At 36.5% G+C, this 17,154-nt stretch carries 15 protein-coding genes and 1 tRNA gene; 1 reads left to right on the top strand and 15 read right to left on the bottom strand.

Annotated elements, in window-relative coordinates:
- Nucleotides 1-267: 267 nt before the first annotated feature.
- Nucleotides 268-1,473 carry a C45 family autoproteolytic acyltransferase/hydrolase gene (locus tag QWY87_RS10265; RefSeq protein WP_290290858.1) on the bottom strand — a complete coding sequence of 402 codons (1,206 nt, stop codon included), beginning with the start codon at nt 1,471-1,473 and terminating at the stop codon, nt 268-270.
- Nucleotides 1,474-2,167: 694 nt separating this feature from the next.
- Here QWY87_RS10265 and QWY87_RS10270 point away from each other — a divergent pair.
- Nucleotides 2,168-2,926 carry a hypothetical protein gene (locus QWY87_RS10270; protein ID WP_290290860.1) on the top strand — a complete coding sequence of 253 codons (759 nt, stop codon included), beginning with the start codon at nt 2,168-2,170 and terminating at the stop codon, nt 2,924-2,926.
- Nucleotides 2,927-3,007: 81 nt separating this feature from the next.
- Here the strand turns inward: QWY87_RS10270 and QWY87_RS10275 are convergent, their stop codons facing one another.
- The 14 genes from QWY87_RS10275 to QWY87_RS10340 form a co-directional block, all read right to left on the bottom strand.
- Nucleotides 3,008-3,661 (bottom strand): phage integrase SAM-like domain-containing protein, encoded by a 654-nt coding sequence (locus tag QWY87_RS10275; RefSeq protein ID WP_290290862.1) that lies wholly within the window; start codon nt 3,659-3,661, stop codon nt 3,008-3,010.
- A gap of 504 nt (nt 3,662-4,165) precedes the next feature.
- Nucleotides 4,166-5,953, bottom strand: coding sequence for an amidohydrolase (locus QWY87_RS10280; RefSeq protein ID WP_290290864.1), 1,788 nt, complete (start codon nt 5,951-5,953; stop codon nt 4,166-4,168).
- 216 nt (nt 5,954-6,169) lie between these two features.
- Entirely contained in the window at nt 6,170-6,889 is a 720-nt protein-coding gene (locus tag QWY87_RS10285; protein ID WP_290290866.1) for an outer membrane beta-barrel protein, read from the bottom strand.
- A gap of 111 nt (nt 6,890-7,000) precedes the next feature.
- Nucleotides 7,001-7,846, bottom strand: a complete 846-nt coding sequence (locus QWY87_RS10290; RefSeq protein WP_290290867.1) for a carbonic anhydrase — start codon at nt 7,844-7,846, stop codon at nt 7,001-7,003.
- 122 nt (nt 7,847-7,968) lie between these two features.
- Nucleotides 7,969-8,448, bottom strand: coding sequence for a hypothetical protein (locus QWY87_RS10295; protein ID WP_290290868.1), 480 nt, complete (start codon nt 8,446-8,448; stop codon nt 7,969-7,971).
- Between the two features lie 338 nt (nt 8,449-8,786).
- Nucleotides 8,787-8,860 (bottom strand) — tRNA-Asp (locus tag QWY87_RS10300).
- An 83-nt stretch (nt 8,861-8,943) separates the two neighbouring features.
- A complete protein-coding gene (locus QWY87_RS10305; RefSeq protein WP_290290869.1) occupies nt 8,944-9,867 on the bottom strand; it encodes a DUF58 domain-containing protein in 924 nt (307 codons plus the stop codon).
- A gap of 126 nt (nt 9,868-9,993) precedes the next feature.
- Entirely contained in the window at nt 9,994-10,311 is a 318-nt protein-coding gene (gene trxA, locus QWY87_RS10310) for a thioredoxin (protein WP_290290870.1), read from the bottom strand.
- Between the two features lie 405 nt (nt 10,312-10,716).
- Nucleotides 10,717-11,673: a methylenetetrahydrofolate reductase [NAD(P)H] gene (metF, locus tag QWY87_RS10315; RefSeq protein WP_290290871.1), complete on the bottom strand. Its 957-nt coding sequence runs from the start codon at nt 11,671-11,673 to the stop codon at nt 10,717-10,719.
- Between the two features lie 64 nt (nt 11,674-11,737).
- Complete coding sequence (gene metH / locus QWY87_RS10320) at nt 11,738-14,407, bottom strand: methionine synthase (RefSeq protein WP_290290873.1); 2,670 nt, start codon at nt 14,405-14,407, stop codon at nt 11,738-11,740.
- Nucleotides 14,408-14,410: 3 nt separating this feature from the next.
- Nucleotides 14,411-14,692 carry an antibiotic biosynthesis monooxygenase family protein gene (locus QWY87_RS10325; protein ID WP_290290875.1) on the bottom strand — a complete coding sequence of 94 codons (282 nt, stop codon included), beginning with the start codon at nt 14,690-14,692 and terminating at the stop codon, nt 14,411-14,413.
- A 2-nt stretch (nt 14,693-14,694) separates the two neighbouring features.
- Nucleotides 14,695-15,699 carry a homocysteine S-methyltransferase family protein gene (locus tag QWY87_RS10330; protein ID WP_290290877.1) on the bottom strand — a complete coding sequence of 335 codons (1,005 nt, stop codon included), beginning with the start codon at nt 15,697-15,699 and terminating at the stop codon, nt 14,695-14,697.
- Nucleotides 15,696-15,944 carry a DUF2061 domain-containing protein gene (locus tag QWY87_RS10335; protein WP_290290878.1) on the bottom strand — a complete coding sequence of 83 codons (249 nt, stop codon included), beginning with the start codon at nt 15,942-15,944 and terminating at the stop codon, nt 15,696-15,698. Before QWY87_RS10335 ends, QWY87_RS10330 begins: the two co-directional genes overlap by 4 nt.
- Nucleotides 15,945-15,948: 4 nt before the next feature.
- The gene (locus tag QWY87_RS10340; RefSeq protein ID WP_290290879.1) at nt 15,949-17,121 is read right to left on the bottom strand and encodes a trans-sulfuration enzyme family protein; all 1,173 of its coding nucleotides are present in this window, start codon (nt 17,119-17,121) and stop codon (nt 15,949-15,951) included.
- Nucleotides 17,122-17,154: the final 33 nt, after the last annotated feature.

Here is a 17,154-nt window from a genome sequence, read left to right on the forward strand (position 1 = left end):
GGTGGAAAAAGCTTAGGAAGCTCCTAAAAACAAAAAAACCTCAGCATTAAGTGTTAAGTGTTAAGTGTTAAGTGAAATCACTTTTTCCTTAGAACTTAGTCCTTAATACTTATTATTGCGTAGTGGACGGAACTCGGAATCTAATTTCAATTTTATATTTCTTAATGAATATGAATCTGTACTCTTTTTTAACATCGGTTAACAATGTAAAAATCACCTAAGGAATTCTCCTTCGGCGATTTCTATTGAAATATTTGAAACTGATTGTTAAAATTCAAATTTCACATGTTCATTCAAATTTGGAGAATCAGGAGTTGTATAAAGTATTGGAGAGCCTTCTTCCGGAATTTCAACAATCATACACATAATTGTTCTTCCCGTTGGACTACCTGGATATACCAATATGGGCTTTTCCATTTTAAGATCACGCACACCTTCGAATTCAATGTTATCCGCTTGTTCCTCAAGTATTTTTGTAGCTAATTCCAATCTTTGATGTGTATAACCATAGCTACCACCACCTGTATCTGAATCCATTACCATGGTAACTGGAGCATCTGTAATTAGCGTATGATTAGTATGAACTGCATAGTTATTTCCATAACCCGTCACTATTTCAGCTTCATTTTTCCATGCTTCTACTGAAATCACAATGTCTCGGTCACCTATCATATAGTTCATAGCCGTTCCTGAAGTTATGGTTTCGAGATAGTCAAAGCCTTCCATGGCCGAGTCACTTTCTAAAATTTTTCTTACATGAAATGATACTGGAACTCCGAAGTCGGTCGTTGGTAAATCTGCTACCGTATTCACTCCAACACTCACTCCTCGATTATTCACACCATTTTGCCCAATCTGGCCTGCAAATGTTTGCTGTAAGATTTCCAAGTCCGAATCCGGATATTTAATTTTTAAGACCGTTACGGCTCCTTCGTGGTACGTTGGAATGTCATTATTGTGAGTAACATAGTTTGGTAATCCAAACCTACCATAAACTCCAGTTGTTGTGCAATGACCATCAGCAATTTCAATCTTTCCTGAACTCATTAAATAAAGAAATAATTCATCAAAACTTTGGTACACAAATAATTTATTAAAATCTACATCGGCACCATCAGCTATTCCTTGCATTTCTGCATAAAGCTCTGGTAATTGTTCTTTTACTGAGGTTATATGCCCAGTGTTTTCAGCAAAATCTTGTATTAACTGTTCCGGTTTGTTTTCATTTGCATTCTCAGCCAACCAATCTTCAAATTGAACGATGGTTCTCTTAATAACATCTTGCAAGGCCGCACCATGTTGATATCCTCTTGCATAAGGCGTTTCAGCATTAAGTTCCAGATAGAAAACACCTCCTCTAACTTCTACTTCAGGGATTTCAATATGATCTAATGTTTCATTTTGAGCTATTCCAGATACACTTATTCCTAATAGCATAAAGGCGATCACTAATTTACTTTTTAAACTTTTCATAATATTCTATTTTATGTTTATATAATTCGTTTCATCTATAACAGGGAGAAGTTGATTATAAAACCCTAATTAATATTTGAAAAACATTTCCCTATAAAGAAATAGATTTGCTTTTCGAAGATTAAGTTTGATGATTCTTCGTTGTATAATTTAGTTAGTTAAAATATGTGTACCTGATAATAAGTGTAAACCTTATTGTGCACCTGCAAGAGATAAATATGACCTAGAATGAACACCTTCTGAAAGAAGATTATTGGATGTAATCCTTTTAGTATAAAGGATTCACAAGAAGATTGAAATGAATAGAAGGAACAAGGCTAGGAAAGTCTATAAAACAAAAAAACCTCAGTGTTTACTTTTTAAGTGTTAAGTGTTAAGTGTTAAGTGTTAAGTGTTAAGTGTTAAGTGAAATTACTTTTTCCTTAGAACTTAGTCCTTAGTCCTTAATACTTATTATTGCGGTCTGGACGGGACTCGAACCGCTACTTAAAACACTGTATTCCTGCATAATATATAAACAGAGAGACTCCTATTTTCCTTGACAAACCATTTCATATCGTCAATTTTCCTATATTTAGACTTCAACAACCAAACACATGATCCCTTTCTTCAGAGGACAGAGCGTTTAGAAAATGTCTAGTAGACATTTTTAGCGCTTGGGCCAGATGGCGCGGGGGCATTGATATTAACAACTATGGTAAATTTTTTTAGACGTATCCGTAAAAAAATGGCAGATGATAACAGACCTCTTAAGTATATGAAATATGCCATTGGAGAGGTAGTATTGGTAGTGGTTGGGATATTGATAGCGTTACAAATAAATACTTGGAATAATGAACTGGAGAATAGATTGTTGGAAGTAAAAATATTAGAGGAAATTCAATCCAATCTAGAAAATGATTTAGAAGAAATAAAGGACGACATAAATACAATGGAAGAAGCTAATCAATTACTTAGCAAGATGATAATTCATTTAAACGGACATTCGGCCCCTTCTGAAGATTTTTTTTATTATGGTATTTGGATGCAAATTGTACCTCATTTTGACCCAAATAGAAGTGGCTATGTTCTTTTGGAGTCCAATGGGGTAGAACTAATTCGCAATGATACTTTACGAACTTCAATTTCTAACCACTATGAATTAAACTACCCCTACTACAATAAGTATGAAAATGAACGAAGTCAATTTAAGGTTCATCAAACTAATTCATTTTTGCTGAATAACTTTGATTGGTTATTGGACGAAAAAGATGAAGGTGTATATGGATTATATATATCAGATAAGGATTACAAAAAAATTAAAAATGATGGGTCCTTGCGAAAATTGATAAATGCTAATATTTGGGAGAATGAGACATTGCTAACCCGAGCAACTAGAACTAAACAGAAAATTATTGATTTATTAGTATTGATAAATAACGAATTGCTCAATATTAAAGAAAAACAAACATAATTCAATTCCAACACCCTCCTAAATCAAAATAAACCTCTAAAATTAGAGAGCTTTTTGTTGACCTACAAGGATTTGAACCTACTATGCAGTCCTATATAAGAGGAAAGGATCTTTGTCAAGGTAATTATGTCCAATAGCAAATTTAACCACCTTACGCATCCTCTGAATGGCCTTATTTAAGGTGCTTTGCTGGAAGTTTTTGACTGTTCTAAGGTAGTAGATATAATCGCTTAGAAAGGCCATTTTAAGCCCTCTTAGAGGCTTATCCGACACCTTGTATTGATGCCTGATGAAGTCTTTTAAATGCCGCTGAGACTCCAGGTATTTCTGGTAGGTGACATAGACTATTTCCTTGCCAATAAGCCTTTCCATACGCTCATTATGCAGGTCCCATATCTCCAAAATACCCATATCCTTTTCCAGGGTTTTGCCCTTGTAAGCATCATAAATATCCTGCACTGAAAATGCCTCGTCTTTAACTTGGAGCATTAAAAAAGCCCTACTGATTTTGTTTTCAATAAGGCTTAGTTGCATGTTGGTGGTTTCTTCCTGATCTGACTGATCAAGGAGTCGTTGTTTCTTTGGATCCCAGTGATCTGGATTGACTGTTATGCCAGTGGAGAAATCCTTTCTGTTCTTGTTATAGGTTAGTCTGCATCTAATTGGTGCAAGACCATAGTTATTGGTAGCTCCAGGTTTTATACTGAACCTGTAATATAGTTTATGTAAAGTCATGATTATTTGTTTTAGGTTATTAATGTAAATGCCGACCCCTGGGAAAAAATAGACCCCTGGAACGACCCTTTCAAGGGGTAAATAAGTTATATAGTGGAATCCCTTCTGTAAGAAGTTAATTGAATATGATCCTTATAGTACAAAGGATATACAAGAAGATTGAATTGAAAAAGTGGAATAAGATTAGGAAAGTCTATAAAACAAAAAAACCTCAGTGTGTACTGAAGTTTTTCTCTTCGAAGTGTTAAGTGTTAAGTGTTAAGTGTTAAGTGTTAAGTGAAAAATAATTCTTTCTTCATCAAACGGAATTACTTAATCCTTAGAACTTAAGACTTAGTCCTTATTGTTGCGGTCTGGACGGGACTCGAGGTTTGTAATATTGAGTAGAATCTGGAACGTAACTAACCCGTCTTATTACATATAATAAAAAGATAGTTGATTAAAAAATCATTAAATCTCATGTATTTTATATTCATGTAATAGTTATAAATATTTGACAAAGTGTTAGTCGCACCCTGGATGCCCCTGTTCACCAGAAAAATCAAGCTCTAATCCATACTTTTCTTCTATGCCATCCTCTTCATTCGGATCATGGGAACTATCAAAAACCTCTTTCCCAGCAAGGATCGTTTTTAGGACTTTTGTTGCGCTAATTTCCTCCACCGGTATTTCAAACAGGTTCTGATCAAGAATGATTATATCAGCATATTTCCCTATCTCTAAAGAACCCACCATATCTTCCATATTCATAATATAGGCAGAATTTAAAGTCATTGCTTTTATTGCTGAAGGCAGATCAATTGCTTCATTTAAGGCAAGGGCTTCTTCATCTTTACTTGGATCTTTTCTTGTAACTGCACCTTGTAGTCTTGTAAAAGTATCTTGCCACATAAGCGGCCCATCAGAGCCCATTGTAATCCGTCCTCCATTATCTATAACAGATTTCATAGGATACCACCGGCTCATCCTTTCCGGCCCGAGAAGTGGTGTTACTGCCTTGGTATAGGCGGTTTGAAACCAGACTACAGGAGAAAATTCGGCTGTAATATCTAAGTCTTTTAATCTTTTATAGTCATCTGGGTCAATCAGAGATGCATGTGCTAATTGATGACGTGCATTGACTTTACCGTGTTTCATCTTCACACGATCAATGGCATCAATAAGCTGCCTGTTAGCAGCATCTCCGGTAGCATGGGCAGAAATCCCGAGCCCCATCAAATCGAACTTTTCAACTTCTGTAAAAAGGTCATCATCATTTGGAAATACAGGTAGTCCCCGGCTGTCTGTTCCCAAATAGGGCTCAAGCACATATCCCGTTGTTCCCACATTTCCATCAAGAGATAACTTCACAAACTCAGTCTTGATCATATCAGATGAAAAGCGGCCTCGCTCGTTTATCATTTTCTCCTGTTCTTCAATAGGCATAGGTTCAAGTGGGCCTTTCCAAGTCCAGGATAAAGCAATTCTCGCATTAAGATTACCTTCTTTTTCAAGATCTTGCGCTGCTATTGCAATCGGATTTTTTGCATGCTGTTGTTTTACTGAAGTAACTCCAATTGAATTAAGGAATGCAATGGTGGCTTGTAGGCCCTGCTTGTGCTTTTCGGGTGATAGTTGAGGATAATGCTTCCAAGCCCAAATACCGGCTGCCATTTCTCTAAAATACCCTGTTGGCTCACCATTTGAGTCCTTGTCGATTGTGCCACCCTCTGGTGTTGGAGTATTGGCATCAATTCCTTCCATTTCAAGGGCTTTGGAATTTAATAATCCTTCATGCTCCGTGTCAGAAAGAATGACTACAGGGCGGTTGGGTATAACTTCATCAATGAAGGCTTTAGTTGGAGAAGAATTGGGAAACATATCCTGAGGCAGACCTTGAGCGAACAACACTTTTAGATTAGGATTCTTATCAGCGTATTCTTTTAAAAGTTGCTGAAGTTCCTTTATTGACGATGCATTTGCCGAGAATGTGAGCAACTGGCCTCCAAGTATTTCTCCTTTATAGGCCTGTTCGATATGAACATGAGGGTCGTGCAAGCCAGGCATAACAAATTTGCCCCCTAGATCAATGACTTTAGTGTTTTTTCCAATATTACCATCAATCTCATCATCAGTACCTACAGATATAATCTTTCCATCTTTTATAGCAATAGCTTCTGCCCATGGTTGGGCTTCATTAACGGTGTAAATTTTGCCGTTTGTATAAATGGTATCTGCGGTTTCTTTAGGTGCTTTTGTACAGGCATGCACAAGTGTGAGTGCAAGTAAGAATAACGTTAATTTATTTTTCATAATTAAGTTCGGTAAGTTTGTGTAAATATAAAAAAAAATCTATCATGATGCATAGGAATCATCGACCTGTCAGGTCTCAAGTTCTTATATATGTGCGTCTTTTACGGTCTGTTAAAATACCCGAACTGAATAAAATGTTAATGCGCTATGCTTTTATTTCAGGCTGCATTTATCTTGACTATTATTCTTCTATGGCTAATAATCGAAATGCCTTGCCTAAAAATATCGGGATATGCTAAATTCAAAGCTTAAAATATCGGGAGACATTCTCACAAAGAAACTATCAGTATTTCCATTAGGTTCACCATTCATTTCGAAATCTTCCCATTGATAACCAAAACCAACCGGTCCTACTAAAATTTGAGTGGATAATTTAGGTGCCAGAAATAATTGAAGGCCTACATGAAGACCTATAGATATGGATCTTACAGTTGACTCAGACAGTTCAGAAATTTCGTCGATGGTTCTGCTCGAATCTGTATTTCCAGCTGTAAAGAACAGACTGGGATCACTTATCAAAAATACTCTTTTAGAACCAAATAATGATTTACTGATGCCATAGAAAATACTAGTAACATATCTTCTTTCAAAACTAGTCGTATTTATAGTATCTCCAACTGCATTTTCGTATTCGATACTTGTATCATCATTAATATATCTAAAACCGGCACCTATTTGCCTTCCATCTTTGACATTATAAGCAAAACCAAGTTTAATATTATATTTTACATTTTCTTCATCCAGAATATAATAAATAAAGGCGTCTTCATTTTTGGATGTATACTGACCGAAATTCATCCCAACGGTAAAGGCATAATTACCCTTGTTAAGACCTTCACTAGGGTTTATTGATAAAACTGAAGTACTGTCTTGTGCAAAACAAGGTGTCGAATAAAAGATGAGAGTTAATAAACAAAGGAGGAAATATTTTTTCATTATTTCAGGTATTATTTATTCGTTTTTTATTTTGGCATAAAGCCTTCTGATTAACTGGGTTTTAATTCAGTTTATGATTTGTTATACTGTTCTTTTGAGGTTTGAAATTATTTAATGATTTAATACTGAAATATCATCTTCAACAATTTCATTGTAGATGAGTCTTCCATTTAAAGGTTGAACTTCTCGGTAATTATCCTTTGGCATTAACTTTTGCAATATTTCTATTTGTGATGAAGATGCATAGGTTCGATCTTTAATAACTAACCAAAGAACACTTTCCGTGCATGGAGGAGTGGTGAGAGACCCTTCGTAGGTGTATAAGTTCAATGTGTCTTTACCATACATTTCCTGAAATGTGCTTCCGAAATAATATTTACCGTTTATTTCTTTGGTTTCACCAATATTTATTGGTAGATATTTTTCCAAAAAATCAAATGCGGGATCAGGTTCTCCCTGTTCTACAAGCATAGCAATTACTATATAAGAATTGGACTCTTCCGAATGATGAACCATGTGTACTTCTAGCGGATAGCGCACTCCATTTATTGTATGTTCAGATGGAGAGTGAAAGTGAAATTGTTTCAATTTGTATTGATTGTCATGAAGTGATACAAAATCGCTATTGCTATCAAAGTTATATTGGATAGTGTGCCCGTTGTTTGTAATCGATTTTATAGTTGTTATGTCTTGATATGATAAGTCTAATGAATCTTGGACAAGATTCCCTGGCTTTACATCTATATCGCTAATATTAACTGGGGATTGATGTTTGCCATCGCAAACAGATTGATCTTCTAACTCGGCCCAATATTCTGGACCGCTTTCTCCAGCATAACTCCATTTTTCATGAGAACTTGACTTTGATTCTAGTTCTGTTGACTTGTTTTTGTTATTATAACGGCATCCTGAAAAACAGAAGAGCATAATAATGGCAAATAGAAATTTAGTTTTCATTATTTCAGGTAATATTTATTGCTTTTTCATTTTATTATGGAAGACAACCTTCTGGCTACACTGGGTTTTAATGCAGTATAAGGTTTAGTGCAAATCGTTCTTTTGAGGTTTGAAAAATAATATTAGAATACTCTTTCAAATTTACCCTCACTCAATTTAAATCTATGGTTTAATTCTTCCTTTAACGTTGTTTCATTAAAAAGAATTATCTCAAAACCATTATCAAAATCTTTCACAACAAATCTATACTCCATGCTTTTTTCTACGACTATATCCATCCTAGTAGAAAATGTTTTGTTCGTTGTTGATTTTAATAATAGGCTTCCTAATCCTCCAACAACTAAACCACTTCCAACTGCTGGCTGATATTCAAGACGGACTAATAAACTATGATTTCCTTCGTCAACTTCCGCACTATCTGCAAGATTAAACTTTGTTTTTTTACCATCGACTTCATCGATAAACATATCCACATATGCCTCAATTTTAGGAGGAAGAAATACAGCTGTGTTTTTTGTAGAAGAAAGGACTTTTTTTGATCCGGAACATGAAACTAAAATAGGTATTAACATGCAGAATAAAATTAACTTTTTAACTCTCATAATTCTTTTTTTTAATTTTTTACAACTAGATATCAAAACAAATATAAGATTTTTAGAAATAGTTAAAGGTAGGTCTTTGCTAGATCACAATAATTAGATGTAAGTATCCTATTATCAGACACCTAACCCCTAATACTCCTACTACCATCCCTTTAACCACACCTTTAGTGATAATTGATTGGAGATTGAAGATTGAAGATTGAAGATTTTCGAATTTGGAAGTATGATTTAAACGAAACCCTTGTAAAACAAAAAAACCTCAGTGTTTACTGAAGTTTTTCATTAGCTAACTATCTAAGAGCGAACTCTTAATGTTAACAACACAACTATTTTTGTTGCGGTCTGGACGGGACTCGAACCCGCGACCCCCTGCGTGACAGGCAGGTATTCTAACCAACTGAACTACCAAACCGTTGCTAAATTAGCGTCGCTTATTGCTAAGCAGGTGCAAATATAAATCTGTTTTTTGATTTGTCAAAAGGAAATCGTTTTTTTTTAGAGAAATTTACTTCTTCTCACCATATAAGTCGTTAAAATCTGGTTAAAGCCATCATGTATATCAACAGGTACATAGTCAATATTGTATTGCATACACTTGTATTTGAGGCTTTTAAAATACTCCTCCACCTTTGAACGATAGGCCTCTTTAACATTTCCGGCAAAAAGATTAATTTGCTCTCCAGTTTCAACATCTACGTATTTTCTGGGTAAATCATCAAAATCGAAACCCAATTCTAACTTTCCATCATAAGTATGGAACAATACTACCTCGTGTTTGTTGTACTTTAAATGACGGAGCGCAGCAAAAAGATCTTCTTCATTCTTATCAGCCTGAAACATATCTGTGAATAAAAAGATCAATGAGCGTCTGTGAATCTTTTCAGCTACCTCATGAAGTACTTTGTAGGTATCAGTAGTGCTGTTAGATCCCTTTTGCAGGGCTTGTTCAAGCTGGTTGAGCAGCATCCTTCTATGCTTCTCATTACCCTTTGCCGGAGCAAAATATTCACTTTCCTTGGCATATAAACTCAATCCAAAAGCATCACGCTGTCTTTTTAGAATTTCCATCAGAGCGGCTGTGGCCAAAACTGAGAATCCTATTTTATTATAAGAGTCGGCATTGATGCTATCCATTTCAGGAAAATGCATGGAAGCAGAATTATCAATAATGATATGACTCCTTAAATTGGTTTCTTCTTCGTAACGCTTTACAAATAACTTTTCTGTTTTGGCAAAAAGCTTCCAGTCAATATGCCTGGTGCTTTCTCCTTTGTTGTATAAGCGATGTTCGGCAAATTCAACTGAAAATCCGTGGAAGGGGCTTTTGTGCATCCCCGTGATAAACCCTTCTACAACCTGTTTGGCAAGTAGCTCAATGTTAGGGACTCCATCCACTAAGTTCAAATCAGCTTTCTTCATAATTCAAAAGTAAGCAGAAATGTTCAATTAGTGATTGGCTTGGATAGATAGAATAAATAGTTCCAAACCAAAAAAAGGTTTGACCTATGAAAGATCAAACCTTTTATTTATTATAAAATGCTTTGCTTAAATAAGCGCATTCAATTTTTCAGTATATACATTCTTTGGTGCTACGCCAACTTGTTTATCAGCTACTTCTCCACCTTTAAAGATCAACACAGTTGGGATATTTCTAACCCCATATTTTGCAGCAAACTCTTGATGTGCATCAACATCAACTTTTACAATATTCGCTTTTCCATCAAAATCTTTATCTAATTCCTCAACGATTGGAGCTAACATTCTACATGGTCCACACCAAGCAGCCCAAAAATCAACCAAAACTGGCTTATCCGAATTTAATACAAGTTCCTCAAAATTAGCATCTGTTACTTCTACTGCCATAATTATATTATTTATTTGTTTTAAATCTTTTACTAAGATGCAAAAATAAGAAATTATTTCCCTCCATGAATCATTTGGAAATCTATTTTTCTTATAGCTGTATTAAAAATAATGATGCGGTGATGTTATAATGCAATGATTTATTGAGTTCGTGGCGTTTGGTTTGAGATTTTTGAATTGCGAACCTGCTTGCCGCCAGGCAGGTATTCGAACAAGGAACTCCTGCCTCGCCGGCAGGCGGGCTGAATTACGAAGTGGCTTGTACAACCACAATTATTCTTTGGATCGAAGCTTTAAAGACCCCTTTTTTTCCTAGAAAAACACACCCCTGGCCTATCGGCCCTCCCCTCTCAAGAGGGGAGTTTAATCCAATCAAAACTTTGCTTAATGATTGCAGCATTAATACTAAAAAACCTGACTCGCTATCGCCTTAATATTATCCGACTTACCCATAGAATAATAATGCAATACAGGTACTCCTGCAGCGATAAGTTCTTTAGATTGTTGAATAGCCCAATCAATACCAACTTGTCTTACACCAGCATTGTCTGTGCACTTCTCTATGTCTTTCACTAAAGCATCCGGAAGGTCAAGGCTAAAAACCTGAGGTAACACGTTTAAATGGCGTTTTACAGCTACGGGTTTAATTCCCGGAATGATTGGCACATTAATTCCCATCGCTTTAGCTGCCTCAATAAATGCAAAGTATTTGCTATTGTCAAAAAACATTTGTGTTACGACGTACTCTGCACCCGCGTCTACTTTTTCTTTAAGTCTTCTTAAATCAGCCTGCATACTTGGAGACTCCATGTGCTTTTCCGGATATCCCGCTACGCCAATGCAGAAATCAGCCTTATAGGTGCTTTCAATGATTTCATGTAAATAACATCCTTTATTGAGGTCACTGATCTGTCTTACCAGGTCTGAGGCATAGTTGTTTCCTTCATTCTTTGGGATAAAATAAGCCTCATCTTTCATGGCATCCCCTCTAAGGGCCATCACATTGTCAATTCCTAAATAATGACAATCTACCAAAACGTATTCTGTCTCTTCTTTGGTAAACCCACCACATAATACATGTGGTACCGTATCAACCTGATATTTATTCATTAGTGAAGCACATATACCAACTGTACCAGGTCTCATTCGTGTTACTTTTTTTTCTAAAAGCCCTCCCGCTTTTTTAATATAGACATGTTCCTCTCTTGAGGTCGTAACATCAATAAACGGAGGCTTAAACTCCATTAATGGATTGATATTATCATAAAGTTTCTGAATATTCTGACCCTTTTGGGGAGGTATAATCTCGAATGAAAACAAGGTTTTATCCTTGGCGTTCTTAATGTGTTCGGTAACTTTCATTTGCTCTTTTTATAGTCTTTGTGAATCACTTCAGACTTATTATCTTTTTCTTTTATTAATTGATCTAAACTGACAGATTTGGTTGTAGCCATTTCATTGCCATTTCTTTAGATATCCCTTTTCTATTGGCATAGTCTTCTACCTGCTCTACGGTCACTTTTCCTAATCCAAAATATTTCGATTCAGGATTGGCAAAATAATAACCAGATACTGCTGCTGCAGGCCACATAGCCTTGCTTTCAGTTAATTTCACGCCGATGATTTTTTCAACATCCAGAAGTTCCCAAATGGTATCTTTTTCTAAATGATCAGGGCAGGCTGGATAACCAGGAGCTGGCCTTATTCCTTTATAGGCTTCTTTGATGAGTTCTTTATTATCAAGGTTTTCATTTTTGGCATATCCCCAATGTTTCATTCTGACCTGCTGGTGCAAATATTCTGCAAAAGCTTCGGCAAATCTATCGGCTATAGCCTGAGCCATAATGGCATTATAATCATCATGGTCTTCTTTGTATTTGTTTGCCAGCTCGTCAACACCAAAAATAGCAACGCAAAAAGCGCCCATATAATCTTGTTTTTCTTCAACGGGTGCAATAAAATCAGCCAAAGCATAACTCGGTATGCCTTCTTTTTTGTGCAATTGCTGTCTTAGGGTTCTAAACCTTGTGACTTCTTTCTTATTCTTAGTGATTACGATATCATCTTCATCAATGGTATTGGCTTCATACAATCCAAAAATTCCCTTTGCCTTGAATAGCTGTTTCGCAATGATCATCTCTATCATTTTTTGAGCATCTTCATAGACATGAGTTGCTTGTTCACCAACCACCTCATCTGTTAAAATGCCAGGAAATTTTCCATGAAGATCCCAAGACAAAAAGAAGGGCTGCCAATCAACAAATGGAAGTAATTCCTTTAAGCTAATCTGCTTAAGCGCCTGAACCCCAATTTCAATCGGTTTCTTAATCTCAGTTTGTTTCCAATCGATTTTAAATTTATTTCTTCTCGCCTCTGCAATCGATACATAACGCTTTGTTTTACCTCTTTTTAGAAATTTCTCTCTAAAGGATTCATAATCCTTTTTAAGGTTCACTACATATTCATTGGCACTCTTCTTATTAAGTAAGTTAGAAACCACGGTAACAGCTCTAGAAGCATCATTAACATGAACAACAGCATTTTTATATTCTGTATCAATTTTAACAACTGTATGCGCTTTTGAAGTAGTTGCTCCTCCAATTAAAAGAGGGATGTTTAGGTCTCTCCTTTCCATTTCTTTGGCTAGGTACACCATTTCATCTAAAGATGGGGTGATCAAACCCGAAAGCCCAATAGCATCCACATTTTCTTTTATAGCCGTATCAATTATTTTTTCAGGCGGAACCATAACCCCAAGATCAACGATCTCGTAATTATTACAACCCAAAACTACACTCACAATATTTTTTCCTATATCATGAACATCACCTTTTACAGTAGCCATTAAAATCTTCCCTAATGATCTTTGGGTCTCTCCTTTTTCTTCTTCTATAAAAGGATTGAGATAGGCTACTGCCTTCTTCATCACCCTGGCCGATTTAACCACCTGAGGCAAAAACATTTTTCCTGAACCAAAAAGATCTCCAACCACATTCATACCAGTCATCAAATGCCCTTCTATAACTTCAATGGGTTTATCGACCTGTAACCTGGCTTCTTCAACATCTTGAATGATAAAAGCATCTATTCCTTTGACCAAGGCGTGGGTAATTTTATCTTGTACAGGGGCACTTCTCCACTCCTGGTCAGCAACTTCTACTTTTTTACTTCCCTTTACCGATTGAGCAAAATCAAGCAGCCTTTCAGTAGCATCCTCTCTTCTGTTTAAAATCACATCTTCAACATGCTCCAGTAAGTCTTTTGGAATTTCATCATATACTTCCAACATCGTTGGGTTTACGATACCAATATTCATCCCCGCCTTAATTGCATGATACAAGAAAACGGAATGCATCGCTTCCCTGACGCCATTATTTCCTCTGAACGAAAAAGAAACATTACTAACACCTCCACTAACATTCGCATTAGGAAGGTTTTCCCTTACCCATCTGGTCGCTTCAATAAAATCAATAGCATTTAATTTGTGTTCATCCATCCCTGTTGCTACAGGAAATATATTGAGGTCAAAGATGATATCCTCACTTGGCAGTCCTACTTTGTTCACCAGAATATCATATGATCGTTTGGCTATCTCAATACGTCGGTCGTAGTTATCGGCTTGACCTACCTCGTCAAACGCCATCACAATCACGGCAGCTCCGTATCTTTTCACGCGAGTCGCCTCCCAGATAAATTTTTCTTCCCCTTCTTTAAGTGAAATGGAATTCACTACACATTTACCTTGCGCCACTTGAAGGCCTGCCTCAATGATTTCCCATTTAGAACTGTCGATCATAATAGGAACCCTGCAAATATCAGGCTCTGCGGCGATAAGATTCATAAACCTTACCATGGCTTCTTTACCATCAATAAGACCATCGTCCATGTTGATGTCTATGATCTGTGCGCCTCCGTCTACCTGATGTCTGGCTATGTCTAATGCTTCATCAAATTGCTCTTCCTTAATCAGGCGTAAGAATTTTTTTGATCCAGCAACATTAGTCCGTTCACCAACATTGATAAAATTACTGTTCTCGTTAAGCACTAAGGGCTCTAAACCCGATAAGTGTAAATATCTTTTATTCTCTGTTTTCATTTTCTATTGATAATGCATTACAACCGGAAAAGGGTCGTAATAATGATGCAATATTTTTTTCCATTCTTGATAGGCTTCTGAGCCTCTAAATCCAATTTCATGATCCTCAACGGTTTCCCATTGTACTAAAAGCAGGTAATTATCATCTTGTTCGAGGCATTTTTTTAACTCATGAGAGAGGTACCCCTTTTGTGAAGAAATCAAACGCTCAGCCAAAGAAAAACTTTCCTCGAAATCTTTGGATTGTCCTTTTTTAATCTCTAAAATTGCTACTTCAAGTACCATCTTTAAGAAACTAAGGCCTTCTTTCTTGGTTCATACTTGTCGGCTAAATCTGCAATCGCCTTTATATGTGCCGGTGTTGTACCACAACAACCTCCCACAATATTGATCAGATTCCTTTTCATATACTCCTCGATTTGCTCAGCCATTTGATCTGGTGTTTCATCATATTCTCCAAAGGCATTTGGCAATCCTGCATTAGGATGTGCAGAGATTGCAAAATCTGTTTTTGGTGAAATCGCTTCCAAATGTGGCTGTAATAAATTAGCGCCCAAGGCACAATTAAAACCAATCGTAAATAAAGGAATATGGGCTACAGATATTAAAAAGGCCTCTGCCGTTTGGCCGGATAAGGTTCTTCCACTGGCATCAGTTATCGTTCCACTCAACATGATTGGCACATCTAAACCTCTTTCTTCTTTTATCTCTTCAATAGCGAATAAAGCTGCTTTGGCATTGAGCGTATCAAAAACGGTTTCAACCAGTAATATATCTGCTCCTCCATCGAGCAAAGCCTCTGCCTGTTGTTTATAGGCTATTCTCAACTCGTCAAAAGTAATGGCCCTGAATCCAGGATCATTAACATCTGGTGACATACTTGCTGTCTTGTTCGTTGGCCCCATAGATCCAGCAACAAATCTTGGTTTGTGCGGTTCTTTTTCTGTAAACTCTATAGCCACTTCTTTTGCAAGTCTGGCTGATTCATAGTTCAGTTCGTATACCAGGTCTTCCATGGCATAATCAGCCATCGCAATAGTGGTTCCTGAAAAGGTATTGGTTTCAAGAATATCTGCTCCTGCTGCCAAATACTTTCTGTGAATTTCCTTAATAGCCTCTGGTTGCGTCAAGGTTAAAAGATCATTATTCCCTTTTAAAAGAATTTCATAATCTTTAAATCGCTCTCCGCGATAATCCTCCTCTTCAAACTTATAGGCCTGAATCATCGTACCCATAGCGCCATCTAATATCATGATGCGCTGCTCCAAAATTTTCTCTAATGTTTCTCTCATATGCCTCTTTTACCCCATTTTATCATGTTCCATGTTCTTTCATGAAAGAAGTACAAAAACATTTTGGTAAAGATCTCTATGCCTCCAATAGATATCGCCGTTTTAATCTCCCCTGTAAGGAAATATGAAATAACAATGGTATCTATAGTGCCTAAAGTTCTCCAGGTGAATGCCTTAACAATACTCCTTCTTTTTGTTTCTCCTCTTTTATAATATTGATCGTTCTTAGAATTAAATAATACCATAGTTCTAATTGTTTAAGGCTTGTGACAAGTCTTCTACAATATCTGAAATATTTTCCAATCCTACTGATACTCTTATTAATCCATCTGTAATTCCAACGATATTCCTTTCTTCTACTGATAGTTTACTATGCGTTGATGATGCAGGGTGCGTCACGATAGTTCTGGTGTCTCCCAGGTTAGCAGACAAAGAACACATTTGTAATTTATCTAAAAACTTTCGACCTCCTTCTATACCTCCCTTGACCTCAAAAGCAACTATATTTCCTCCCTTTTTCATCTGTTTTACGGCAATGTCATACTGCGGATGAGACTTTAAAAATGGATACCTTACCCCATTCACTTGCTTGTGTTTTTCAAGATATTCTGCAACTTCCAAAGCATTTTCACAGTGCCTGTCAACTCTTACACTTAAAGTTTCAAGACTCTTTGATAAAATCCATGAATTAAAAGGTGATAAGGACGGGCCTGTATTTCTCGCAAATAGGTAAATCTCTCTAATCAACTCGGCCTTACCAACGGTAATACCTCCTAAAACCCTGCCTTGACCATCCATCAATTTTGTCGCAGAATGAACCACCAAATCAGCACCATACTTAATGGGCTGTTGTAAATAAGGCGTTGCAAAACAGTTGTCAATCACTAACAATATCTTATGTTTCTTACAAATAGCACCTAAAAACTCAAGGTCAATTACCTCAAGCCCTGGGTTGGTGGGCGTCTCTGCATAAAGTATTTTGGTATTTGGTTGAATTAATGATTCAAGATTTTCAGCCTCATTGATGTTAAAATAAGTTGTTTCAATACCCCATCTAGGCAAAAACTTGGTAAACAAAGCATGTGTTGACCCAAAAACCGAACGTGCCGATAAAATGTGATCTCCACTGCTTAACAATGCTCCAAATGTGGAAAAAATAGCCGCCATTCCTGACGCAAAGGCATAACCACTTTCAGCGCCTTCCATTGCCACAACCTTATCAATAAATTCAGTATTATTCGGATTCGAATACCTACTGTAAATATTTTTTTCTTTCTCTTCAGCGAATGATGCCCTCATATCTTCCGCATCATCAAACACAAAACTTGAAGTCACATACATCGCACTGGTATGCTCGCTAAAACCTGATCGTGGAATCTGATTCCTGATCGCCTCCGTTTCAAATTGTCTTTTCTTTGTCATAATTATTATTTCAGCATTTAATCGTTTGATTCA

Origin of the sequence: Lutimonas halocynthiae (genome assembly GCF_030409835.1) — a bacterium.
GTDB classification, from domain to species: domain Bacteria; phylum Bacteroidota; class Bacteroidia; order Flavobacteriales; family Flavobacteriaceae; genus Lutimonas; species Lutimonas halocynthiae.

What these genes read in the sequence shown, in the direction of transcription:
- QWY87_RS10265 (WP_290290858.1), bottom strand. Translation starts at nt 1,473, where the DNA reads ATGAAAAGTTTAAAAAGTAAATTAGTGATCGCCTTTATGCTATTAGGA.
- QWY87_RS10270 (WP_290290860.1), top strand. Translation starts at nt 2,168, where the DNA reads ATGGTAAATTTTTTTAGACGTATCCGTAAAAAAATGGCAGATGATAAC.
- QWY87_RS10275 (WP_290290862.1), bottom strand. Translation starts at nt 3,661, where the DNA reads ATGACTTTACATAAACTATATTACAGGTTCAGTATAAAACCTGGAGCT.
- QWY87_RS10280 (WP_290290864.1), bottom strand. Translation starts at nt 5,953, where the DNA reads ATGAAAAATAAATTAACGTTATTCTTACTTGCACTCACACTTGTGCAT.
- QWY87_RS10285 (WP_290290866.1), bottom strand. Translation starts at nt 6,889, where the DNA reads ATGAAAAAATATTTCCTCCTTTGTTTATTAACTCTCATCTTTTATTCG.
- QWY87_RS10290 (WP_290290867.1), bottom strand. Translation starts at nt 7,846, where the DNA reads ATGAAAACTAAATTTCTATTTGCCATTATTATGCTCTTCTGTTTTTCA.
- QWY87_RS10295 (WP_290290868.1), bottom strand. Translation starts at nt 8,448, where the DNA reads ATGAGAGTTAAAAAGTTAATTTTATTCTGCATGTTAATACCTATTTTA.
- QWY87_RS10305 (WP_290290869.1), bottom strand. Translation starts at nt 9,867, where the DNA reads ATGAAGAAAGCTGATTTGAACTTAGTGGATGGAGTCCCTAACATTGAG.
- trxA (WP_290290870.1), bottom strand. Translation starts at nt 10,311, where the DNA reads ATGGCAGTAGAAGTAACAGATGCTAATTTTGAGGAACTTGTATTAAAT.
- metF (WP_290290871.1), bottom strand. Translation starts at nt 11,673, where the DNA reads ATGAAAGTTACCGAACACATTAAGAACGCCAAGGATAAAACCTTGTTT.
- metH (WP_290290873.1), bottom strand. Translation starts at nt 14,407, where the DNA reads ATGAAAACAGAGAATAAAAGATATTTACACTTATCGGGTTTAGAGCCC.
- QWY87_RS10325 (WP_290290875.1), bottom strand. Translation starts at nt 14,692, where the DNA reads ATGGTACTTGAAGTAGCAATTTTAGAGATTAAAAAAGGACAATCCAAA.
- QWY87_RS10330 (WP_290290877.1), bottom strand. Translation starts at nt 15,699, where the DNA reads ATGAGAGAAACATTAGAGAAAATTTTGGAGCAGCGCATCATGATATTA.
- QWY87_RS10335 (WP_290290878.1), bottom strand. Translation starts at nt 15,944, where the DNA reads ATGGTATTATTTAATTCTAAGAACGATCAATATTATAAAAGAGGAGAA.
- QWY87_RS10340 (WP_290290879.1), bottom strand. Translation starts at nt 17,121, where the DNA reads ATGACAAAGAAAAGACAATTTGAAACGGAGGCGATCAGGAATCAGATT.